This window comes from Bradyrhizobium sp. Kon10 (genome assembly GCF_055807395.1).
In genome coordinates, this window is the sequence record NZ_JBVVOZ010000030.1 from 18,231 (window position 1) to 41,187 (window position 22,957).

Annotated in this window: 21 protein-coding genes; 12 read left to right on the top strand and 9 right to left on the bottom strand. The window is 64.8% G+C overall.

The features are described 5' to 3' along the window. Positions 1-23 precede the first annotated feature (23 nt). Positions 24-719: a PAQR family membrane homeostasis protein TrhA gene (trhA, locus tag AC0L2O_RS29250; protein WP_369721211.1), complete on the bottom strand. Its 696-nt coding sequence runs from the start codon at positions 717-719 to the stop codon at positions 24-26. Between the two features lie 199 nt (positions 720-918). On the opposite strand from trhA, the gene AC0L2O_RS29255 reads away from it, so the two are divergent. Both AC0L2O_RS29255 and AC0L2O_RS29260 read left to right on the top strand, forming a co-directional pair. Further along, a complete protein-coding gene (locus AC0L2O_RS29255) occupies positions 919-2,385 on the top strand; it encodes a YcjX family GTP-binding protein (RefSeq protein WP_473372175.1) in 1,467 nt (488 codons plus the stop codon). Next, entirely contained in the window at positions 2,382-3,410 is a 1,029-nt protein-coding gene (locus AC0L2O_RS29260) for a YcjF family protein (RefSeq protein ID WP_473372176.1), read from the top strand. Before AC0L2O_RS29255 ends, AC0L2O_RS29260 begins: the two co-directional genes overlap by 4 nt. A 116-nt stretch (positions 3,411-3,526) precedes the next feature. Here the strand turns inward: AC0L2O_RS29260 and AC0L2O_RS29265 are convergent, their stop codons facing one another. Further along, positions 3,527-5,149, bottom strand: a complete 1,623-nt coding sequence (locus AC0L2O_RS29265) for a glycosyltransferase family 39 protein (RefSeq protein ID WP_473372211.1) — start codon at positions 5,147-5,149, stop codon at positions 3,527-3,529. Positions 5,150-5,371: 222 nt separating this feature from the next. Between AC0L2O_RS29265 and AC0L2O_RS29270 the strand changes: the two genes are divergently transcribed. From AC0L2O_RS29270 to AC0L2O_RS29285, 4 genes are all read left to right on the top strand, one after another. Further along, entirely contained in the window at positions 5,372-7,108 is a 1,737-nt protein-coding gene (locus tag AC0L2O_RS29270) for an adenylate/guanylate cyclase domain-containing protein (RefSeq protein WP_473372177.1), read from the top strand. Positions 7,109-7,431: 323 nt separating this feature from the next. Further along, entirely contained in the window at positions 7,432-8,631 is a 1,200-nt protein-coding gene (sorA, locus tag AC0L2O_RS29275) for a SorA family sulfite dehydrogenase catalytic subunit (RefSeq protein WP_369721208.1), read from the top strand. Positions 8,632-8,642: 11 nt separating this feature from the next. Beyond that, positions 8,643-8,963, top strand: coding sequence for a SorB family sulfite dehydrogenase c-type cytochrome subunit (gene sorB / locus AC0L2O_RS29280; RefSeq protein ID WP_473372178.1), 321 nt, complete (start codon positions 8,643-8,645; stop codon positions 8,961-8,963). 197 nt (positions 8,964-9,160) lie between these two features. Further along, the gene (locus AC0L2O_RS29285) at positions 9,161-9,361 is read left to right on the top strand and encodes a cold-shock protein (protein WP_473372179.1); all 201 of its coding nucleotides are present in this window, start codon (positions 9,161-9,163) and stop codon (positions 9,359-9,361) included. 168 nt (positions 9,362-9,529) lie between these two features. Here the strand turns inward: AC0L2O_RS29285 and AC0L2O_RS29290 are convergent, their stop codons facing one another. Next, on the bottom strand, positions 9,530-9,991 hold the full coding sequence (locus AC0L2O_RS29290; protein WP_369726640.1) for an Lrp/AsnC ligand binding domain-containing protein: 462 nt from the start codon (positions 9,989-9,991) through the stop codon (positions 9,530-9,532). Between the two features lie 113 nt (positions 9,992-10,104). On the opposite strand from AC0L2O_RS29290, the gene putA reads away from it, so the two are divergent. From putA to AC0L2O_RS29305, 3 genes are all read left to right on the top strand, one after another. Beyond that, the gene (putA, locus tag AC0L2O_RS29295) at positions 10,105-13,104 is read left to right on the top strand and encodes a bifunctional proline dehydrogenase/L-glutamate gamma-semialdehyde dehydrogenase PutA (protein WP_473372180.1); all 3,000 of its coding nucleotides are present in this window, start codon (positions 10,105-10,107) and stop codon (positions 13,102-13,104) included. 149 nt (positions 13,105-13,253) lie between these two features. Next, entirely contained in the window at positions 13,254-14,459 is a 1,206-nt protein-coding gene (locus tag AC0L2O_RS29300; RefSeq protein ID WP_369721204.1) for a CaiB/BaiF CoA transferase family protein, read from the top strand. A 193-nt stretch (positions 14,460-14,652) separates the two neighbouring features. Beyond that, on the top strand, positions 14,653-15,300 hold the full coding sequence (locus tag AC0L2O_RS29305; RefSeq protein WP_473372181.1) for a glutathione S-transferase family protein: 648 nt from the start codon (positions 14,653-14,655) through the stop codon (positions 15,298-15,300). A gap of 8 nt (positions 15,301-15,308) precedes the next feature. Here the strand turns inward: AC0L2O_RS29305 and AC0L2O_RS29310 are convergent, their stop codons facing one another. From AC0L2O_RS29310 to AC0L2O_RS29320, 3 genes are all read right to left on the bottom strand, one after another. Continuing rightward, entirely contained in the window at positions 15,309-15,473 is a 165-nt protein-coding gene (locus tag AC0L2O_RS29310; RefSeq protein ID WP_409190431.1) for a hypothetical protein, read from the bottom strand. Between the two features lie 28 nt (positions 15,474-15,501). Next, complete coding sequence (locus tag AC0L2O_RS29315) at positions 15,502-17,046, bottom strand: hypothetical protein (protein WP_473372182.1); 1,545 nt, start codon at positions 17,044-17,046, stop codon at positions 15,502-15,504. Between the two features lie 94 nt (positions 17,047-17,140). Then, the gene (locus AC0L2O_RS29320) at positions 17,141-18,088 is read right to left on the bottom strand and encodes a hypothetical protein (RefSeq protein WP_473372212.1); all 948 of its coding nucleotides are present in this window, start codon (positions 18,086-18,088) and stop codon (positions 17,141-17,143) included. Between the two features lie 281 nt (positions 18,089-18,369). On the opposite strand from AC0L2O_RS29320, the gene AC0L2O_RS29325 reads away from it, so the two are divergent. Both AC0L2O_RS29325 and AC0L2O_RS29330 read left to right on the top strand, forming a co-directional pair. Next, on the top strand, positions 18,370-18,741 hold the full coding sequence (locus AC0L2O_RS29325; RefSeq protein WP_409190433.1) for a Crp/Fnr family transcriptional regulator: 372 nt from the start codon (positions 18,370-18,372) through the stop codon (positions 18,739-18,741). After that, complete coding sequence (locus AC0L2O_RS29330) at positions 18,738-19,550, top strand: MBL fold metallo-hydrolase (RefSeq protein ID WP_473372183.1); 813 nt, start codon at positions 18,738-18,740, stop codon at positions 19,548-19,550. Before AC0L2O_RS29325 ends, AC0L2O_RS29330 begins: the two co-directional genes overlap by 4 nt. Before the next feature lie 179 nt (positions 19,551-19,729). Here the strand turns inward: AC0L2O_RS29330 and AC0L2O_RS29335 are convergent, their stop codons facing one another. The 3 genes from AC0L2O_RS29335 to AC0L2O_RS29345 all read right to left on the bottom strand — a co-directional run bounded on the left by AC0L2O_RS29335 (position 19,730) and on the right by AC0L2O_RS29345 (position 21,931). Continuing rightward, complete coding sequence (locus AC0L2O_RS29335) at positions 19,730-20,227, bottom strand: TPM domain-containing protein (protein ID WP_473372184.1); 498 nt, start codon at positions 20,225-20,227, stop codon at positions 19,730-19,732. Positions 20,228-20,230: 3 nt separating this feature from the next. After that, positions 20,231-21,118 carry a TPM domain-containing protein gene (locus AC0L2O_RS29340; RefSeq protein WP_473372185.1) on the bottom strand — a complete coding sequence of 296 codons (888 nt, stop codon included), beginning with the start codon at positions 21,116-21,118 and terminating at the stop codon, positions 20,231-20,233. A 204-nt stretch (positions 21,119-21,322) separates the two neighbouring features. Further along, positions 21,323-21,931, bottom strand: coding sequence for a LemA family protein (locus AC0L2O_RS29345; RefSeq protein ID WP_473372186.1), 609 nt, complete (start codon positions 21,929-21,931; stop codon positions 21,323-21,325). A 166-nt stretch (positions 21,932-22,097) separates the two neighbouring features. Here AC0L2O_RS29345 and AC0L2O_RS29350 point away from each other — a divergent pair, with 166 nt between their 5' ends. Continuing rightward, complete coding sequence (locus AC0L2O_RS29350; protein ID WP_473372187.1) at positions 22,098-22,952, top strand: enoyl-CoA hydratase; 855 nt, start codon at positions 22,098-22,100, stop codon at positions 22,950-22,952. The last annotated feature ends 5 nt before the right edge of the window (positions 22,953-22,957 follow it).

A 22,957-nucleotide genomic window follows, 5' to 3' on the forward strand; every position in this document is an offset into this window, starting at 1 on the left:
CGCTTCGCGGGCCTTGCGCTTGCTCAGCTCAACACGAGGTCGAGCACCGCGGTATAATGGCACGCCGCGCCGGCCAAGACAAAGCCGTGCCAGATTGCATTCTGGAAGCGCAGCCGCCGCCAAGCATGGAAGATCACGCCGAGGCTGTAGAGCGCCCCGCCCGCAAGCACGAAGCCGAGCGCCATTGCTGGCAATGCCTTGACCACGGAATCATAAAGCATCATGCCGCTCCAGCCCATGGCCAGATAAATACCGACGGCGACACGGTCGAACCGGCCGGGATAACGCAGCTTCAGCACGATACCGACGATGGCCACACACCAGACGCAGACGAGCAGAGCCAGCGCAAACACGCTGTCCTTCAGCTCGAGGATGAACGGCGTATAGGTCGCGGCGATCAGGAGATAGATCGCCGAATGATCGAACCGCCGCAGCAGCCATTTGACCGGCGACACCGGCCACAGATTATAGGTCGCCGACAACACCAGCATCGACAGCAGACCGGCGACGTAGATCGAGACGCCGACGACGTCGATCGCCTCGGCATAGACCGCCGCGAGCACCACCAGAACGGTCGCGGCGATGATACCGGACAACACACCGATACCATGCACGATACCGTCCGCGATGATCTCGGCGCGATCGTAGTTCCACCGGAACGCGTCGGCCGCGGCATGGACGGAGGACGAGGCGAGCTGTTTCAACGTAAAGACAGACATGGCGATCCGGGGCGGCGATAGGTGTCCGATATTGGTCTTTGGCAGTTAACGCGGCGTTCAAAGGCTGCTTCACCCAGGAAGACGGTGGAAGTATGAAGCTTGATTTTCGTCAGGCAGTTGCCACTTTTGTGACTAGTCCGTTCTGCCTATTTGGCCCCGCCCGCCCAAGTTCTCTCACGTTCGAGTCCCTCATATTCATATGGCATTCAGTTTCCAGGATATGGTCGAAGAGGCGCGCCTGTCGGCCCGGGCGCTGATCGACTATGGCGAGCACTTCTTCAACCCGACGGTGCGGCTCGGCGTCACCGGCCTGTCGCGGGCCGGCAAGACCGTATTCATCACCGCGCTGATCCATGGCCTGACGCGCGGCGGCCGGTTCCCGGTGTTCGAGGCCTATGCCTCGGGCCGGATCGCGCGCGCGCATCTGGCGCCGCAACCGGACGACGCGGTGCCGCGCTTCGCCTATGAGAGTCATCTGCGCGCGCTGATCGAGGAGCGCCTGTGGCCGAACTCGACCGTCGACATCAGCGAGCTGCGCCTCGTCATCGATTACCAGCGCCCCAACGGCGCCGACCGTACCCTGACGCTCGATATCGTCGACTATCCCGGCGAGTGGCTGCTCGACCTGCCGCTGCTGCAAAAAACTTTTGAGCAATGGTCGGCGGAGAGCCTGGCGCTGTCGCGCGCGGCGCCGCGCGCACATCTTGCCGCCGAGTGGCACAGTCATCTTGCAACGCTCAAGCCCCACGCGCGCGAGGACGAGCAAGCGACACTGGCTGCGGCAAAGCTGTTCACGAGTTATCTTCGCGCCTGCCGCGACGAGCGGTTTGCGATGAGCCTGCTGCCGCCGGGCCGCTTCCTGATGCCGGGCAATCTCGCCGACACGCCGGCACTGACCTTTGCGCCGCTCGATGTGCCGATCGACGGGCAGGCGCCGGAGGGATCGCTATGGGCGATGATGGTGCGCCGCTACGAGGCCTACAAGGATGTCGTGGTGCGTCCGTTCTTCCGCGACCATTTTGCCCGGCTCGATCGCCAGATCGTGCTGGCGGATGCGCTCGCCGCGTTCAACTCCGGACCGGAGGCGCTGCACGATCTCGAAGCAGCCCTTGCCGGCATTCTCGATTGCTTCCGCATCGGCCGCAGCACGTTTCTCTCCAGCCTGTTCCGGCCGCGCATCGACCGCATCCTGTTCGCCGCGACCAAGGCGGACCATTTGCATCATTCCAGCCATGACCGGCTCGAGGCCGTGCTGCGCCGCGCGGTCTCGCGGGCCGTTGTGAGGGCGGAAGATACCGGCGCGGAGATTGACGTGGTGGCGCTCGCGGCGCTGCGCGCAACGCGCGAGGCGCAGGTCGCGCATGGCCGCGACAAATTGCCCTCGCTGCTGGGAACGCCAGCCGCCGGCGAGAGCACGGGCGGCGAGTTCTTCGACGGCAACACGGAGGTCGCGACCTTCCCGGGCGACCTGCCCGCCGATCCCGAGGCGCTGTTCAACGGCACGGCAGTCTTTCGCGGGCTGTCGACGGCGGCAGCCGAGAAAAGCGATTTCCGTTTCCTCCGCTTCCGCCCGCCAAGACTCGAGCCAGAAGGCAGCGAGCCGACGCTGCCTCATATCCGCCTCGACCGTGCCTTGCAGTTCCTGATCGGAGACAAGCTGTCATGAACGACCGATCCCCGCCGCGGCGGCCGGCGACGTTCCGGTTGGACGATCCCGGTGTCGTCGTCACCGAGGTCGACGAAACCGCAAGGCTCGGCCGGGGCACGATCCAGATCACGCCGGAATCCGATCCGTCGATGCTGCCGGTGCCGATCGAGGCCGCGCTCCCGGTGCGGCGCGGCTTTCGCTGGGGCGCGCTGTTCTGGTCCGGCGTCGCCGGCCTGACGTTGCTCGGCGTCGGGCTCGGCGTCGTGCGTCTGATCGAGGACCTGTTTGCACGCAGCGAGAGCCTGGGCTTTGTCGGCCTCGCCCTTGCATTCGTCACCGCGCTTGCGCTCGCCGTCGTCATCGGCCGCGAGGCGGTCGGCCTCGCAAGATTGGCGACGATCGAAAAGCTGCATCAGCGCGCCGCCGCCGTGCTGGCCAGCGACGATCGCAAGGAGAGCCGCGCCATCGTGCAGGACCTGGTCAAGATCGCGCACCAGAATCCGCAGCTCGCGCGCGCCCGCGCCGCGCTGGAGAGTCACGCCGGCGAGATCATCGACGGCGCCGACATGATCCGGCTGGCCGAACGCGAATTGATGACACCGCTCGATACCGAAGCGCGGCGGCTGGTGTCGGTTGCCGCACAGCGCGTTTCGATCGTGACCGCGGTTTCACCGCGTGCGCTAATCGACGTGATGTTTGTGTTGGTGGCCTCGCTGAAATTGATCCGCCAGCTTGCCCGGCTTTATGGTGGCCGCCCCGGCGCGCTCGGCATGATCCGCCTGCTCCGCCACGTCATCGCCCATCTCGCCATCACCGGCGGCATGGCCGCGAGCGACAGTTTGGTGCAGCAGATGCTCGGCCACGGCATTGCTGCGAAGCTGTCGCAGCGGCTCGGCGAAGGCATGCTCAACGGCCTGTTGACGGCGCGGCTGGGCCTCGCCGCAATCGACGTCACAAGGCCGCTGCCGTTCGCAGCGCTGCCGCAGCCGAAGCTCTCCGATCTCGCGACGGATTTGTTGCGGAAGAAAGAAGACGAGGCGTAGTCGCTCGCTCTGCCTTACCCTCCCCTGGAGGGGGAGGGTCGGCTCGCAGCGCGTCAGCGATGCGAGACGGGGTGGGGTGACAGTCTCTCCATCTCAACGCTGCCCGAGTGGAGAGATCACCCCACCCCGCTCGCGCTACGCGCGATCGACCCTCCCCCTCGAGGGGAGGGTAAGCAAGTGCACGCCCCTCGCGCTGAATTCCCCGCCAGCACGCGCCAGTGGAACAGCGGCGAGTCCGTTGGTGGTGACAGCTCGGGGGTCCAGCCGGTGAGCTTGTCCAGCACGTAGGTGTCCGTCAGGACGCCGCGCCAGCGGCGCTCGACCTGGCCGAGCGGCTGGCGCTTGGCGGGGATGTTCTCCCAGAGCCATGAGCGATTGTCGGGCTCACGGCCGACATAGATGCCGGCGTGTCCCTTGATGCGGTCCATGCCGGGATCGCGGAAATCCTGGAAGCGGCCGCGCTCGTTGATCTCGAGGACGGGCACGCGGCCCCTGAACATCCAGCGCATCATGGCGTAGGTGCGATAGTCCGTGGTCGCGATCCAGGTCGCGCCCGTTTCATCCAGCGCGGCTTGCGCGCGCGCAGCGACCTGGTCGTAGCCGGCCTCGGCGCCGATCGGATCCATCTTGCCGAGAAAATTCCAGGGCGCGGCGACATAGTAGAGGAGCACGACGACGACGAAAGCGATGCCCGAGACCACCGCCGTATTGACCCAAAACATGCTCCACCGGATCATCCGGACCGGCCAGTTTTCGCGCGACAGCATGGCAAGATTAATCGCAGCAGCGGCAAAGCCGATCGGCCACATGAACATCGGCCAGGTGTCGCCGACCCTCAGCGTCAGCGATTTCGAGAGGAAATAGAGAAACGGCACCAGCACCGCGGTCGACAAAAGCATCGCGACCGGCTCGCGCGTGCGATAGCCGCGCCACGCCAGCATTGCGAGCCCGGACAGCACCACCGGCAGCATGACGAAGCCGACGAGGCCGAACTGCAGGCCGATATAATCGCCGATGGTCCGAAGCGACATGCCGTAATTGGTCGTGGCCCGCACGCCCTGGAAACGGAACGAAGCCCAATCGTGCTGCGCATTCCAGATCAGGACCGGCGAGAATATTGCGATCGCGACCAGCAAGGCGAGGTAGGGATAGGGGCTGCGCAGCCAGCGCCAGCGCCAATCCGGCACCAGGAGAAAAACCGCAACCGCCGGCGCGAACATGATCGCGGTGAATTTCGACAGCAGCGACAGTCCGGCGAACAGCCCCGCCGCCAGCCACCAGCGGCCGTCGCCGCTCTGCGCCAGCCGCACCAGCGACCACATCATCGCCATCGCAAACGGGATCATGGCCACGTCGGGCGCGACCTTGGCCATCAGCAGCCCGTAATAAAGCGCGGCCTCCGGCATCAGCACCGCAAGCGCGACCGCGCGCGCGTCGCGGGTGAGACGGCGGACGATGTCGGCGAGCAGAATTTGCGTCACCAGCATCGCGACGATGCCGCCAAAGCGCACGCCGAGCGTGGTGTCGCCGAAGATCGCGGTGCCAAAGCGGATGAACCAGGCGATCATCGGGGGGTGATCGAGGAAGCTCAGCGCCGCCTCCTTCGACCAGGTCCAGTAGTAGGCTTCGTCGGTGCGCAGCTCGATCGCGGAGGCGTAGACGATGCGCAGCGCCATCATTGCGGCGACGACCAGCGCAGCCATAACGAGCGGCCGGCGCGCGGCGCCGCCAGGCTTCATGGTGATGTCGGGAGCGATCGTCACGGCCGCGCTTTTCCCCGACTTGGGAGGGGGAGTCAATGTGGGGGTGGTGCCCGGATCTGCGCGCCGCTATGCGGCGCTTGTCCGGGAGGGCGGCGGAGTGTGAGGCGCCTTCTCAGGCATGTGATCCCGCAACCCATTCACCCGCGGAATTTAACTCTGCGCTGGCTGTTCTCCTTGGTGAACTGGTACAACCGAATCATGGCCGCCCTCGCCCTTTCACGATTGTCCGAACTCGCCCGCGGCACCAGCGCGCGGCAGGTGCGGCTGGTGTGCGGCGTCATCCTGTTTGCCTATGTGATCAGCCATTTCCTCAACCATGCGCTCGGCAACATCTCGGTCGATGCCATGCAGGTTGGGGTCTATTACCACATGGCGTTCTGGCAGTTCCCGGCGGTGGTGATCGTGTTCTACGGCGCCGCGCTCACCCATATGGGGCTCGGCGTCTATGCGCTGTATCAGCGCCGGCAGTTCCGCTGGCGGACGATCGAGCCGCTGCAGCTGGTGCTGGGTCTGAGCATCCCGGCACTGGTGATGGCCCATGTAATCGGCGTGCGGCTTGGCCAGACGCTGTATGGCCACGAGAAGCTCTATCCGCAGGAGCTCTATCTGTTCTTTGTCGCCGCGCCCGGCCGGATCTGGACGATGACGATCCTGCTCATCATCGCCTGGGTGCACGGCTGTATCGGCATCTATTTCTGGCTCCGCCTGAAAGCGTTTTTCACGCGCGCGGCGCCGTTCCTGCTGGCTGCCGCCGTGCTGGTCCCGACCTTGGCGCTGCTCGGCATCTACCAGGGCGGCCGCAGTGTCGCGGCCGACAGCGACGACGGCGAGTGGCGCACGCATAATTTCACGCAGCGCGAGGTCGGCACGGTCGCGGAAGGCGACACGCTCGATCGCATCACCGGTGGTCTCACCATGAGTTACATCGGCCTGCTCGGGCTGGTGCTGCTCGGGCGCGGCGTGCGCGGCTGGCGCGAGCGGCGCGGCGGTATGATCGCGCTGTCCTACGGCAACGGCAAGACCGTGCGCGTGCCCAAGGGTCTCACCGTGCTGGAGGCAAGCCTGCGCCACAACGTGCCGCATGCCAGCGTCTGTGGCGGCCGGGCCCGCTGCTCGACCTGCCGCATCCGCATCATCGGCGACCATGGCAGCTTGCCCGAGCCATCCCAGCGCGAGGCCTTCGTGCTCGCCCGCGTCGGCACCGCCGATCCCTCGATCAGGCTGGCCTGCCAGTTGCGGCCGAGCTCGGACCTGTCGTTCTTCCAGCTCTTCATGCCACAGATGCTGTCGGCGAATGCGCATGCGTCGGCGCCGGCGCGAATCGGCCAGGAACGCTATCTCGTCAGCCTGTTCGTGGACATGCGCGGCTCGACCCAGCTCGCCGAGAAGCGGCTGCCGTTCGACACCGTCTTCATCGTCAACCGTTTCCTTGGCGCAGTCTCGCAAGCTGTGATCGAGCATGGCGGCCAGCCGAACCAGTTCGTCGGCGACGGCATGCTCGCGCTGTTTGGCCTCACGAGCGATCCGCAGACCGCCTGCCGGCAGGCCCTGAAGGCGGTCGCGAGCATTGCGACGCATGTCGACGAGCTGAACGAACTCCTCAGCCATGATTTGCGTCAGCCGATCCGCTTCGGCATCGGCGTGCATGGCGGCGAGGTCATCATCGGCGACATCGGCTATCGCGACCACATCGTCTTCACCGCACTTGGCGATGCCGTCAATGTCGCCGCGCGCCTCCAGGACATGACCAAGACGCTCGCCTGCGAGGCGATCGTCTCGGAGGAGGTCTGCCGCACCGCCGGCCTTCGCGACGATGCGCTGCCGCAGCAGGAGGTCGCGATCCGCGGCCGCGATGAGCCGATGGTCGTGCATGTGGTGGCGGACACGCGGCAACTGGCGCATCTCGTAGATGGCGGTGAGCGCGTCGCAGCGTGAGCGACGCGAAAGGTGCGCCCCCTCGCCCGCTTGCGGGAGAGGGTTGGGGAGAGGGTGTCTCCACAGCGGGACAATCCCCCAGAGGAGAGAACCCTCACCCGCGCTTTCGGCGCGACCTCTCCCGCAAGCGGGAGAGGTGCAGCGAGTCCGCGGCGCGAGTGATCCAGACAAAGAAAGTCGACGCAGCGTAACACCGCGTTGCTGCAACGCAGCGGCATGGGCCTGCTGCGAAAGCACGAATTGACTTCACTCGCTTCGATGCGGCAGATGGCGCGGGATCGCAGTGATGACCGCGACTCAACGAAAAGCTCCGGGAGGAGACTATGTTCGATCGACGCGACCTGCTCAAAGGAGCGGGGCTTGCCACTCTTGCGGCGACACTGAGCTCAACCAAGGCGCTGGCACTCGACACCGTCACGCTGCCTTTCGCCAATGGCGAGCGGCCGCTGGTGAAATATCCGCAGAAGCGGCCGATGATCGGCCTGACCGGCCGGCCACCGCAGCTCGAAACGCCCTTTGCGGTGTTCAATGACGGCCCGATCACGCCGAACAACGCGTTCTTCGTCCGCTATCACCTCTCAGACCTGCCCTACAATCTCGATCCCGACAAGTTCACGCTCGAGATCAAGGGCAAGGTCGACAAGCCGCTGAAGCTGTCGCTGAAGGACATCCGCAAGATGAAGGCGACCGAGATCGTCGCCGTCAACCAGTGCTCCGGCAACAGCCGAGGCTTTTCAGAGCCGCGCGTCGCCGGCGGCCAGCTCGCCAACGGCGCGATGGGCAATGCGCGCTGGCGCGGCGTGCCGCTGAAGACCGTGCTGGCGATGGCGGGCGTGCAAGCCGGCGCCAGGCAGGTCACCTTCGGCGGCATGGACGGCCCGGTCAGCGACAAGACGCCGGATTTCGTCAAGGCGCTTGACCTCGATCACGCCACCGACGGCGAGGTGATGCTGGCCTACGGCATGAACGGAGAGGATCTGCCGTTCCTCAACGGCTTCCCGCTGCGCCTGATCGTGCCCGGCTATTACGGCACCTACTGGGTCAAGCACCTCAACGAGATCACCGTCATCGACAATGTCTATGACGGATTCTGGATGAAATCGGCCTACCGCATTCCGGACACGCCGAACAATTCGATCGAGCCCGGCACCGCTCCGAAGGCAACGATCCCGATCAACCGCTTCACCATCCGCTCCTTCATCACCAGCGTCCCTGATGGTGCGAAGCTGAAGGCGGGCGGCACGACCTTGCGCGGCATTGCATTCGACGGCGGCAAAGGCATCAAGGAGGTTTCGGTCTCCACCGATGGCGGCAAGAGCTGGACCAACGCCAGGCTCGGCAAGGATCTTGGCAACTACTCGTTCCGGGAATGGAAGCTGCCGGTGAAGCTCGCGGCAGGCAGCCACGAGCTCAAGGTGCGTGCGACCAGCAATTCCGGCGAGACGCAGCCGGATCAACCGCGCTGGAACCCGGCGGGTTATTTGCGCAACGTCGTCGAGACCGTCCGCGTCAACGTGGCCTGAGGAGAATGATCATGCAGCGCACCGTTCTCCTCGCCATCGCATTGGCCGCCGGCCTTGCCTGGGTTGCGACCAGCCCCGCCACGATCGCGGCACCCGTCAACTACCAGGTCCCGGACGAGGTCGCCGCGTTCAAGCCGGGCCCCAATCTCGAAGTCGTGCAGGGCAATTGCAGCGCCTGCCACTCGGCGGACTACGTCAGCACGCAGCCGCCGATGAAAGACAAGAAAGGCTTCTGGCAGGCCGAAGTGACCAAGATGATCAAGGTGTATGGCGCGCCGATCCAAGAGAGCGACGTCGGCAAGATCGTCGACTATCTGGCCGCGACCTATTGATCGCGCGCGGACCGATTGACCGGGAAACGGGCAAAACCGGTAAAAACGCCGCGAAGTTGAGCGATTTTCCGCGGAATGCGGATGGTGTTTGATCTACCAAGCCCGCCACATTCCGCGTATCCTGTTAGGACCGAACCGGCCGGTTGGCGGGGACTGGCGGTTCGAGATCTCGGAGGAAGACCCGCGGAGAAGGCGTGATGGCTAAAGGTACGGTCAAGTGGTTCAACCCGACCAAGGGTTGTGGATTTATCCAGCCTGCGTCGGGCGGCAAGGATGTGTTCGTGCATATCTCGGCAGTGCAGAAAGCCGGCCTGTCCTCGCTCAACGAGGGGCAGACGGTGGAATACGAAGAGATCGCAAACCGGGGCAAGACCTCCGCAGAGAACCTCAAGGTATAAGCCCGCGAGCCTTTGCCGCCTCCCGGATAGATCCGGGAGCGGGGCCAAGAAAATTTCAGAAGACGATCAGTGCATTCGACGACAAGCGTTGCGATGCGCGCGGCAAGCTATTTGTCCGTAGAGATCGCCGATCAAGCCTAGAGCAATGACAATCGCGACCGCAAATCGTCAGCCCACCGGCAACGGTGCGTCGCGCTTGACCTCCTCCATCACCGCATAGGTGCGCGTCTCGCGCACGCCCGGCATCGATAGCAATGTCTCGCCGAGGAAGCGCCGATATGCGGCCATGTCGGCCAGCCGTGCCTTCACCAGATAATCGAAGCCGCCGGCAACCATGTGGCACTCCAGCACTTCGGGCGCGAGTTTGACCGCGCGTGCAAAGCGCTCGAAATTGTCCGGCGTCGTCTTGTCGAGCAACACCTCGACGAAGACCAGAAGCCCAAGGCCGAGCCGGTGCGGATTGAGCCTGGCGCCATAGCCCTCGATAAAGCCCTCGCGCTGCAATCGCTTCAGCCGCTCGCCAATCGAGGTCGGCGAAAGCCCGATGCGCTCGGCGAGCTCGACATTGGCGATTCGCCCATCCTGTTGCAGAACCGAGAGAATTGTGCGGTCGATCCGGTCCAGTTCCATAACTTCCACGGCCTACCTGCAAGTCACCTTCATTTTCTAAGGTAAATCTGCTAATTTGTCTATCGAACTGCGGCGACGCGGGCACTACCCTGGATTCAGCCACAGGACACGCCATGCCGGACATCCCGCCTCTCTTCACCGCTCCCTATGCGCCTGACGATGCCGAGATCGCCGCGCGGCTCTTGCCGGCGTCGCATCTCAGTCCGCCGCAGCAAGTGCGGATCGACCGCACCGCGACCCGACTGATCGAGGCGATCCGCAAGCGCGACGACCGGCTCGGCGGCGTCGAGGACATGCTGCGCGAGTTCGCGCTCTCCACCAAGGAAGGGCTGGCATTGATGGTGCTGGCCGAAGCGCTGCTCCGCGTGCCGGATGCGCGCACTGCCGACCAGTTCATCGAGGACAAGCTCGGCGAAGGCGACTTCATCCACCACGAGACCAAGTCCACCGCCTTCCTGGTCAACGCCTCGGCGTGGGCACTGGGCCTGTCGGCGCGGGTGATCCAGCCCGGCGAGACGCCCGACGGCACGATCGGCCGGCTGGTGAAGCGTCTTGGCGCGCCGGCGGTGCGCACCGCCACGCGGCAGGCGATGCGGCTGATGGGCAATCATTTCGTGCTTGGCGAGACGATCGAACAGGCGCTGGAGCGGGGTAAGCCGCGCTCCGGCCAAAAGACGCGTTATTCGTTCGACATGCTCGGCGAAGGCGCGCGCACGGCTGCCGACGCCCGGCGTTATTTCGACGCCTATGCCAGTGCGATTGAGACGATCGGCAAGGCGGCCGGCTCCCATGCCCTGCCCGACCGGCCCGGCATCTCCGTCAAGCTTTCGGCGCTGCATCCGCGCTTCGAGGCGATCAGCCGCGCCCGTGTCATGGCCGAGCTGGTGCCGCAGCTGCTCGACCTGGCGCAGCGCGCCAAGGCCCATGACCTGAACTTCACCGTCGATGCCGAGGAGGCGGACCGGCTGGAGCTGTCGCTCGACGTTATCGCCGCAACGCTCGCCGATGCCTCGCTCAAGGGCTGGGACGGATTTGGGCTCGCGATCCAGGCCTATCAGAAGCGCGCCAGTGCGGTGATCGACCATGTCGATGCGCTGGCCCGCGCACACGACCGCAAGCTGATGGTGCGGCTGGTCAAGGGCGCCTATTGGGACACAGAGATCAAGCGCGCGCAAGAACGCGGGCTCGACGGCTATCCCGTGTTCACACGCAAGGCGATGACGGATCTGAATTACGTCGCCTGCGCGTCGAAACTGCTCGGGCTACGGCCGCGCATCTTCCCGCAATTCGCCACCCACAACGCGCTGACGGTCGCGACCGTGCTGGAGCTCGCTGGCGCGAACGCAGGCTTCGAATTCCAGCGCCTGCATGGCATGGGCGAAGCGCTCTATGAGCAGCTTGCCAAGGATCACCCCGATATTGCCTACCGCACCTATGCACCGGTCGGCAGCCATCGCGACCTGCTCGCCTATCTGGTGCGGCGCCTGCTGGAGAACGGCGCGAACTCGTCCTTCGTGGCGCAGGCTGCCGATTATCGCGTGCCGGTGCAGGCGCTGCTGAAGCGTCCGGCCGATCTCGTCGTCCGGCCGGATCAGGCCCATCACGCACGAATTCCGCTGCCGGGCGACCTCTACGCGCCGGAGCGGCGGAACTCGCGTGGCGTCGAATTCGGCGAGCGTGCCGCGCTCGACCGGCTGCTGGCCGATATCAAGAGCGAGACGCCCGATTTGAGGCCGCTTGCCGACCCAACACCGGACCAGGCCAATGCGGCAGTACGCACAGCGCGCGCGGGCTTTGCCGCCTGGAGTCGGACACCGGCGGCGACCCGGGCCGCCGCACTGGAGCAGGCTGCGCATCTGTTGGAGAGCCGCAGGGCCCATTTCATCGCGCTGTTGCAGCGCGAGGGCGGCAAGACGCTCGACGATGCGATCTCCGAACTGCGCGAGGCCGCCGATTTCTGCCGCTACTATGCCGCGCAGGGCCGAAAGCTGTTCGGCAGCGAGGCCGCGATGCCAGGCCCAACCGGCGAGAGCAACGTGCTCACCCTGCGCGGCCGCGGCGTCTTCGTGGCGATCTCGCCCTGGAATTTTCCGCTGGCGATCTTCCTCGGACAGGTCACGGCGGCTCTGATGGCCGGCAACAGCGTGGTGGCAAAACCCGCCGAGCAGACCCCGCGCATCGCGCGCGAGGCCGTAGCCCTGCTGCACGAAGCCGGCATTGCCGCAAGCGCGCTGCATTTGCTCACCGGCGACGGCCGCCTCGGTGCTGTACTCACCGCACATCCTGATATCGCCGGCGTGGTCTTTACCGGCTCGACCGAAGTGGCGCGCGCGATCAACCGGACGCTCGCCGCCAAGGATGGGCCGATCGTGCCGCTGATCGCCGAGACCGGCGGCATCAATGCCATGATCGCGGATGCCACTGCCCTGCCCGAGCAGGTCGCCGACGACGTCGTGACATCGGCGTTCCGTTCCGCCGGCCAGCGCTGCTCGGCGCTGCGGCTGCTGTTCGTGCAGGACGATGTCGCCGATCGCATGATCGAGATGATCGCAGGCGCGGCGCGGGAATTGACGATCGGCGATCCCTGCGACGTCGCAACTCATGTCGGACCGGTGATCGATCTCGAGGCCAAGCAGCGCCTCGATGCGCATATCGCGCGGATGAAGACGGAGGCGCGGCTGCACTTTGCCGGCTCCGCGCCGGAGGGCTGCTTCGTCGCGCCGCATATCTTCGAGCTCAAGGACGCCGGCCAGCTCACCGAGGAAGTGTTTGGCCCCATCCTGCACATCGTGCGCTACCGGGCTGAGGACCTCGAACGTGTGCTGCAAGCGATCAAGCGGAGCGGCTATGGGCTGACGCTCGGAATCCATTCCCGCATCGACGACACGGTCGAGGCAATCATCAACCGGGTCCAGGTCGGCAACATCTACGTCAACCGCAACATGATTGGCGCGGTGGTCGGCGTGCAGCCATTCGGCGGCAACGGCCTGTCCGGAACCGGCCCGAAAGCCGGCGGCCCGCACTACCTCGCGCGCTTTGCCACCGAGCAGACTGTGACCATCAACACCGCGGCTGCGGGCGGCAACGCCGCCCTGCTCGCAGGCGAAGATTAGCGAAAGCCTCTATCAACGCGCCGCGGGCCCTGGAAAGCGACGGCCGAGCGGCGTTGCATCCCGCCACAACATCGGTCAAATGGTTGAGCTGTCATGGATTATGAATTCCGGACAGCGGGAAACAACAAGAGTGAGGGAGCGGCGCCGCGATGGAACAAGGCATTTTTGCAGGGCTCAAGGTTCTCGATTGCGCGAGCTTCATCGCAGCGCCTGCGGCTGCCACCGTGCTGTCGGATTTCGGCGCCGACGTCATCAAGATCGAGCCGCCCGGCGCCGGCGACCCCTATCGCAATCTGCCGAACCTGCCGGGCTACCCGACCGGCGAGCACAATTTCGCCTGGCTGCTGGAGGCCCGTAACAAGAAGAGCCTCGCGCTCGACCTCTCCAAGCCGGAGGCGCAGGCCGTGCTCTACAAGCTGGTGGAACAGGCCGATGTCTTCATCACCAACATGCCGCCGCCGGTGCGCAGCAAGCTCGGCATCACCTATGACCACCTCGCCCATCTCAACGAGCGGCTGATCTACGCCTCCTTCACCGGCTATGGCGAGAAGGGCGAGGAGGCCAACAAGCCCGGCTTCGACAGCAACGCCTACTGGGCGCGCTCCGGCCTGATGGACCTCGTCCGCGCCGATACCGACACGACGCCGGCCCGCTCGGTTGCCGGCATGGGCGACCACCCTTGCGCCATGGCGCTCTACAGCGCGATCGTCACCGCGCTGTATCAGCGCGAGAGGACCGGCAAGGGCTCGCATGTCGCCTCGAACCTGATGGCCAACGGCGTGTGGGCGGCGAGCGTGCTGGCGCAGGCAAAGCTCTGCGGCGCCAAGTTTAGCGAGCGGCGACCGCGCGAACGCGCACTCAACGCGGTGACCAATCACTATCAGTGCAAGGACGGCCGCTGGATCATCCTGTCGCTGCTCAACGAGGAGCGGCAGTGGCCGACACTCGCGCGGTGCATGGACCGCGCCGAGCTGATCAACGACCCGCGCTTCGCCACCAAGCCGGACCGGCATGCCCGATCAATCGAGCTGATCAAGATCTTTGATGAAACATTCGCGACCAGGGATCTCGCCGAATGGCGGAAAATCCTCGACGGCAACGGCCTGGTGTTCGGCGTGGTCGGCATCCTGGACGACATTCCGAACGACAAGCAGATGCTCGACAACGAAGTGCTGGTGCCGTTCGAGAACGACACCATGATGACCATCTCCAGCCCGATCTGGATCGACGGCACCAAGAAAGTGCAGCCCCGCAAACCTCCCGGCGTCGGCGAGCACAGTGACGAGATTTTGCGTGGCGCGGGATACGACGAGGCTGCGATCGAGCAGCTGCGGTCAACAGGGGCGGTGGGTTAGGCCTGACGGCTCGCTGCTTCTACGATGTCGTCCCGGCCAAGGCCGGGACCCATATCCCAGAGTGAGAGTTGTCGCGCACAGCCGACGATTCCGAGTCCTCGCCAAACCACATTCGGTGGCTATGGGTCCCGGCCTTCGCCGGGACGACGGTGAGGGAATAGCTTGCTACGACAACTGTCATCCGTGAGGTGCCATGCCCAGCTATCGCCTGCATTACTTCCCCGAATCCGGCAACAGCTACAAGCTCGCGTTGATGCTGACGCTCTGCGGCGAGAGCTTCGAGCCGGTCTGGACCGACTTCGGCGGCGGCATCACCCGTACGCCGGAGTGGCGCAGAACGGTGAACGAGATGGGCGAGATCCCGGTGCTCGAGGTCGACGGCGTGAAGATGACGCAGACCGCGCCGATCCTGCTCAAGCTCGCGGACCAGTACGGCCGCTTTGGCGGCGACACGGCGGAGGAGAAGTTCGAGCTGCTGCGCTGGCTGTTCTGGGACAACCACAAGCTCACCGGCTACATGGCGACCTACCGCTTCATGCGGACGTTCATCCCGAACAGTGATCCGCAAGTGCTGAAGCATTTCCGCTACCGGATCGACGATTTCCTCGGCATCCTGGAAGGGCATCTCGCCCGCAACGATTTCGCGATCGGGGCGAAGCCGTCAGTCGCCGATTTCTCGATGATGGCCTATCTGCATTATCCGAGCGACGAGCACGGCTATGAGTTCGCGCGGAGCCATCCCGCCATTCACGCCTGGCTCGGCCGCATCGCCGCGCTGCCAGGCTGGAAGTCAGCGTATGATCTGTTGCCGGGAAAACGGTTGACGCATTACGCGAAGTGAGGCCTGTGCTATCGCAGCGCCAGCCAACCGAGCGTGAACAATATCCCGCCGATGATCACGACCACTGCGACCGCCCAGATGCTGACGCGGATGCTGCCGGTGACCTGTTTGGCCTCTTCATTCCGCGCGATCTCGCGATTGCGCTCCTTGTTGGCTTCGCTCGTGTCCGTCATGGGTCATCCGAAATCGGCTATCGCCGCGCTAACGCGTCTTGATGAAGCACATGCCGATGCGGCTCGAGGCCGAAGCAGCCTGACAGGTGAGACCTTTAGCACAGGTCCATGACGTAAAACTCCTGTCGGGTGTTCCCGATCCCTGATCTGGCAAATAACAATGTGCGCCCCAGCCGTCCTGGTACTCGGTACCCGCCAGCTCCGGGCTGCCGCGGGTTTGCGGCCGACTGGCAAATCCGCGTGAGAAATCAGGGCGTTTGCCCGCGGCAAACGCGGTCAGGATGTCGCGGCGGCGAAGCTGGTCGCCGAAGAAATGCGGCGAGGCCGGGACGATGCTGGAATTGGAGGGCTTGTCGGCGAGCCAATCCACGCCCGGGAAATGGAAGCCGCCGATGCCGCGGGTCTGGTGGCAGCCCGAGCAGGTGACGTCGTTGAGGCGGCGCTGAAAGCCGGCGACCGAACGGATGTTCTGCATGTCGATGCCGCGCCCGGCCGCCTGCTTCAGGGCGCCGACCACGTCGTCGTCGGTGAAGACGGGCTCGCCTTTGCCTTCCCCTTTGCCCTCCCCTTGCATCATGCCGAACTCCGGCTGCAAGTCCGATGCATCGAAGCCCGCGGGCGTCGGTGCGATTGCAGCCCTGGCGAGATACTTCTCCGGGATCAGCACCGTGCCGCGATCGAAGTCGCGCAAGTTCTCCGGCGCGAGCAGCCACATCTTGAAATCCCGCCGGAGCGCGTCGTCGGCAAGAATGCGGTCCCGATCAATCTGGTTCTCCAGCATCGATTCCGCGAACTGCTTCGTCGATGCGTCGTATTTGAACACCTTGAGCAGATAGTCGGAGCGGAAATCGTGCTGCGCAGATTTCGGCGCGACGGAGATTTGAATGTTGGTCTCGATGCGATCGAGCATGGCATCGTAGGGTTGGAAGTGGCTGCCTATCAGCCCCTCCCAGTCGCCATTGTCGAGCCAGCGACGCGCGATGTCTGCGCAACTGACGGCCTTGCCGAGTGAATGGCTGCTATCCCGTGCCTTCATCACCAGATTCAGCGTCATGGGCAGACGCGTCGCGGCCTTGCTGCCGTCCGGTTTGGTATCGAAGCGAGCCAGGCGATAGATCAACCGGATCTCGCCGCAGGATTCGTCCGACACATAGGCGCGGTCCATGCGGTTGACGATGCCGGCCAGCACGAAACGCGTGTCGGGGGAGTTCAGAACGGCTCGATCGAACAGCTGGACGTCGAAGCCCTCGCCGACGCCGATGGTCTCGCCGGGCGAGGCCATCTTGGACTGCGCGACATAGCGATCGAACTCCGCATCGATTGCCGGGAGAATTGGCTTGAGCTGCGACAGCGACGAGAACATCTGATCCGTCGTCAGCGGAAACTTCGCGTTCCGCTCCGGCCACAACAGCCGCGAGATCGTCAGCGCATCGTTCTGATCGAGCTTGCGCAGAAGATCCGGATCGGTGATCGCAGTGCCGCGGGCGAGCGGCACGTTCTCCGCAGCCGTTGACGACGCGGCGCCGCCGAACAAGACGACCACAGCAAGGAGAATTCGCAACGCGCGGCTCATGCCTGCACTAACACCGCGCCGGTCCGCCTATTCAAGCAAAAAGGCGCTTCACATCACGGTGAGGCGCCTCTTCGAAACTCGGATGACGAGGCGCTTAGCGCGCGACGATCAGGCCCTTGCTGGTGACGACAACCCAGCGGCCGTCCTGGCGGCGAATCGCATCGACGCGGCCGACCCCGGGGATGGGATCGCCGGCATAAACCTCGTAGAGGCCGCCCCGGCCCTCGATCAGCGCGCCGCCATTGGCGACGTCGCGGAGCCTCCAACCGTCGATTGTCGGCAGGCGCCCAACCTCGGCCCTGACCTCAGTCTTGACCTCAGTCCTGGGCGCGGCCGGCTCGGGCGCCGGCGCGGCAGCTGCCGTGGCGACCTGGGCCGGTGCGATCGTGCCCGTGGTTTCCTTCGCAGGCGTTGCGGCCGCGGCCTGCGCGGGGGCTGCGGCCGGCGTGGCGCGGAGCTTGTCGACGGTTTCGGACAGCTTGGCGATCTTGGCCATCGGCTCGGCCTGGGCCTTCTCGAGCTTGTCGAGGCGGTCGTTGGTCCGGTTGAACTGGCTCAGCCCCGTCTTCGAGCTATGCTCGACGCTCGCCTTGAGCGCGACTACGTCGGCATCGATCCGGGACACCGAGGCGCCCAGCGCGCTGGTGTCGGCGACCTGAGTTGGCGCCGGGCCGGCGAAGTGCATCATTCCGGCGGTCGCGAGCGCGCCGCTAATAGCGCCGACGCAGGCGGCGATCGCAACGACCGCGGCCATCGCCGACAAGCGGCGCTTGCCGGTCTCCCGCGTCTCGTCCCCCGTCACATGCGGGGTAAATTCCTCGTGCTCCCAGGACCGCTCCGCGGGCGCCATCACGATCAGCTTGCCGGGCTTCGGCTCGGGCTTGGCGTTCAATTTCGGCACCTCGATTCGGGGCGCCTCGACGTCGGCGGCGTCAGGTTTGGGCGGCGTCTCGTGGTCGGGGGCGATCGAGGGCGCCTCGACGGCATGCGGCGCAGCGGCGGCTTCGATAGCGCCAGCCGCCTGGGCGGCCTGTTCGGGCATTGGTTCGCTCACGGCTCAAATACTCCAGTCTGGATTGACCTTTTGGTAACTTTCATTGCTTGCGAATTCCTTACCTTCGGACCCGCTTACCGAAATTTTAGGAACTCGTCCGGGGCCGAATTGGGTCGGGAAAGTGGAACCGGCGTGGCGGCGCGCAACAATTCGTCAGCCCATGCTGCCCTGCGGTAGGCCGCGGACTTGGCCGAAGGGCTGTTTGCCGCCCAGTGTTACCCGGCTAACATAGCGGTCCCGCCGGCCAGAAGGCTATTGGGGGAGGCGCAATGACGATCGAGAAGTGCATCAACGAGTTCGGTGTCGATGACGTCATTTTCGAGGAGGGCTCGACGGGCCGCGAGTTGTTCGTCGTGCTCGACGGCGAGGTCGAGATCGTCAAGCTCAGCGGCGCGAGCAAGACCAGCATCATCAAGCTCGGCAAGGGCGAATTCTTCGGCGAGATGGCGGTGATCGACGGCTCCGCGCGCTCGGCGACCGCGATCGCGGCAGTGCCGAACACCAAGGTGATGAGGATCAATCACGCCCGCTTCGTCTATCTGGTCAGCCAGCAGCCGGCCTTCGCGCTGATGGTGATGGACGCGCTCTCGAAGCGGCTGCGTGCTTCCAACGCGGTGACCTACCGGGAAGCGCAATCATGAGTGATCGCAAGCCCAGTTCATTCCCGATCCTGATGAAGAACGACACCTGCTCGCTGATCCAGGCGGCGGACGACGTGTTCCAGATCCGCTTCTCCAACCGCGCCGCCAACGCCTATCTGGTGCGCGGCTCGGCGCGCACCATCCTGATCGATGTCGGGTTGTCGTCGAACTATCCGGCGATGGTCGAGTGCCTGAGCTTCGTCGGCTGTCCGCCGGAGAAGATCGACATGGTGGTGCTGAGCCACGAGCATCTCGACCATATTGGCGCCGCCTGGCATTTCAACGAGCGCCGCACCTTTGTCGCCGCCCATCGGCTCGCCGCCAACAAGATCATGCTGCGCGACGATTTCTCGATGCTGCGCAAGATGTTCAACGAGCCGAACGTGCCTGTTAACATCGACATCTGGCTCGAGGAAGGCAATCTGATCGACCTCGGTAATTTCCGCCTCAACGTGATGTATACCCCGGGCCACACCTCGGCCTGCATCACGTTGTTCGAGCAGGACAAGGGCCTGTTGTTTGCCGCCGACACGCTGATGCCCGGCGGCGTGATGGGCGGCGTGTTCGGGTCCGGCAGCATCTCCGACTACATCCAGTCGCTGGAGCGCATCAAGGGACTGGACACGAAGATCTTGTTGTCGGGACACGGGCGGCTGTCGGATACGCCGCAGGAGGACGTGCGCATCGCGATCGCGCGGTCGCACGGTCTGCTGGCGGACACCGCGCAACTGTTCGACGCGCTCGACGCGCGGTCGAATTTCGAGCCGATCATGCAGTCGGTGCGAGATCTGAACAAGCTGGATGATTAGCGGGCAAGCGCTTCCGCCAACCCCGTCATTGCGAGCGCAGCGAAGCAATCCAGAATCTCTCCGCAGTGGCAGCCTGGATTGCTTCGTCGCATCAGCGCAAAATTGCTTCGCAATTTTGTCGCGAGCTCCTCGCAATGACGGAGCGGGTGGGACCCGCTCTCTCCACATCGCAGCTCGGCTTACATCACCACCGGCTTGTCCGGCAGCTCGTTGCGATGCGCCCCGCCCGGCGGGAAGTGCTTGGCCAACTCACGCGACACCGCCGCGATGCCGTCGATAACGCCGCGCTCGAACTGGCGCGACCTGAACGCGGCCTCCATCGCGCGGCAGATCTTTTCCCAGCCGGCGGCGCCAACCTTCGCGTCGATGCCGCGGTCGGCAATGATCTCGACGTCACGGTCGGCGAGCAGGAGATAGATCAGCACCCCGTTGTTGTGCGCGGTATCCCAGATCCGCAACTGCGAGAACAGGTCGAGCGCACGCTCGCGCGCTTGCTGGTTGCGGAACAACGGGCGGCCATCGAGCGCACCTTCGACGACGAAGCGGACCTGGCCGGAATGCGTGGTTTCGCCCTGCTTGATCGCCTGCTCGATGCGGTCGAGCACCTTTGGCGGAAAAAGCTGATTCGCCCGCCAATGATGCTGCACCAGATGTCTGGCAATGCGCGCAATGCTCATGACCTACCAGCTCCCCGAGGCGCCGCCGCCACCAAAGCTGCCGCCACCGCCGCTGAAGCCGCCGCTCGACGACGATCCGCTGCTCCAGCCGTTCGATGAAGAGCCGCTCGACCACGTGCCGCGGCGTGAAGATCCGGTGCCCGCCCCCGCCCCAAACAGATCGGCAATGAAGGTCAGGACGGCACCAAGCACCCCGACGCCCACGCCGATGACGGCGGATTCGAGCACGAACCAAGCCAGCAGCCCGACGATCGTGCCGGCAATGACCGATCCGAGCAGCCGTCCGAAGATGGACCGCAGTATCCCGCCTACGACCAGCGGGCCGAACAGCACGAAATAGAACAGCGGCTCGACGTCGTTCCAGCTGCCGAACTTCACGCTTCGCGACGGCGCCGGCAGCGGCTCGCCGTCGATGACGCGCAGCATCCGGTCGACCCCGGCCGAGATGCCGCCGGCGAAATCGCCCTCCCTGAATTTCGGCGTGATGACCTCGTCGATGATCCGCCGCGAATTGATATCGGTGAGCGCGCCTTCGAGGCCGTAGCCGACCTCGATGCGCAGGTGATGGTCGTTCTTGGCGACGACCAGGATCGCGCCATCGTCGATTTTCTTGCGGCCGATCTTCCAGGCCTCGGCAACGCGGATCGAGAACTGCTCGATCGTCTCCGGGGCGGTCGTCGGCACGATCAGCACGGCGACCTGGCTGCCCTTGCGCGTCTCGAAATCACCGAGCTTTTGCGACAGCGCGGTGATGTCGTCGCTCGACAGCGTACCGGTCTGGTCGACGACGCGGCCGGTGAGCGGCGGCACCGCGACGTCGGCCAAGACGGGGAACGACCAGCCAAGGACGAGCGCGAACACGACTATTGCCCGCCACAACGTAGCTGTCATCGCCCGGCTTGCCGCCTTCGCTAAAGCTTCGGCGGCCGAGCACACCCGTGGCCCGGCGGAGCCTTGGCGGAGCCCGGACCGGGCGATCCAGTATTCCAGAGACGCCAAAGGGATCCGGAGAAGCCGCAGCGTACTGGATTCCCCGATTTCGCGGGGAATGACAGCGGTGGGCGGAGCCTGGCGCATTCGCAAAATGCCGCGCACTTACTTCGACGGAGCTGGCGCCGGGTTGAAATCGACCTTCGGCGCGCTCGAGATTTCCTTCTCGTTGTCGACCGAGAAGTTCGGCTTCTCCTTGTAGCCGAACACCATCGCTGTGAGATTGCTCGGAAACGAGCGGATGGTGACGTTGTAGTCCTGCACCGCCTTGATGTAGCGGTTGCGGGCGACGGTGATGCGGTTCTCGGTGCCTTCGAGCTGCGACATCAGATCCTTGAACAGGGCATCGGATTTGAGCTGCGGATAGTTTTCCGTGACCACGAGAAGGCGCGACAGCGCACTGGAGAGCTCGCCCTGGGCGGCCTGGAATTTCTGGAATGCGGCGGGATCGTTGAGCACTTCGGGCGTCGCCTGGATGCTGCCGACCTTGGCGCGCGCATTGGTGACCCCAAGCAGCACGTCCTTCTCCTGCTGCGCAAAGCCCTTCACCGAGTTGACCAGGTTGGGCACGAGATCGGCGCGGCGCTGATACTGGTTCACCACCTCGGACCAGTTGGCCTTGATCTGCTCGTCCTCGCTCTGGATCGCGTTGTAGCCGCAATTGGTCAGGCTGAGCGAGGCGAGTGCCGCCAGCACAGTCAGGAATTTGCGCATTAAATTTCTCCCGGTGGAATCGGGCGCAAACTACCAGATTGGGCGCGCGCCGTGCCAGACATCTTGTGCCGATGCCGCGAAAAGCAGCCGATCGACGCAAGCCTCTTGCCTATCACCGGCCGACATAGTCAACTTGGGCTAAACGGAAATGCGAGAGGGAAGCGCCATGACCTCGTTCGAGACCGTCCTCGTGGAGAGGCCGGAGCCGGCGATTGCCCGGGTCGTGATGAACCGGCCCGATGCGCGCAATGCGCAGAACCTGCAAATGACCTACGATCTCAACGCTGCGTTCGACGCGGCGGTGCAGGACGATGCGGTCAAGGTCATCATCCTCGCCGGCAACGGTCCGCATTTCTCCTCCGGCCACGACCTGCGGCCGGGCGGCAAGAATGCCGCGGGCGTCGATTTTCCGCCGATCGGAAATTGGGGCGGTTTCGCGGAAGCCAACGCGCATGGGCGCTTCGCGCGCGAGCAGGAAATCTATCTCCAGATCACGCGGCGCTGGCGCAACCTGGCCAAGCCGACGATCGCCGAAGTGCACGGCAAATGCATCGCCGGCGGCCTGATGCTGGCCTGGGCCTGCGATCTCATCGTCGCCAGCGACGACGCGCAGTTCTGCGACCCGGTGGTGACGATGGGCGTCTGCGGCGTCGAATGGTTCGTGCATCCGTGGGAGCTCGGCCCGCGCAAGGCCAAGGAGTTTCTGTTCACCGCCGATAGCTGGAGCGCGCAGGAAGCGCACCAGCTCGGCATGGTCAACCAGATCGTGCCGCGCGCGGAGCTGTCATCGCGCGTGCTTGAGCTGGCGCGCCGGATCGCATCAAAACCTTCCTTCGCACTGAAGCTGACCAAGGAAGCGGTGAACCGCTCGGTCGACGTGATGGGCCAGCCCGCCGCGATCGACCAGGCCTTTGCGCTGCATCAGCTCTGTCACGCACATAACCTCCAGGAATTCGGCATGGTGGTCGATCCATCCGGCCTGCATCCCTCCGTGCGCAAGCCGCCGGCAGCCGCGGAGTAAATACG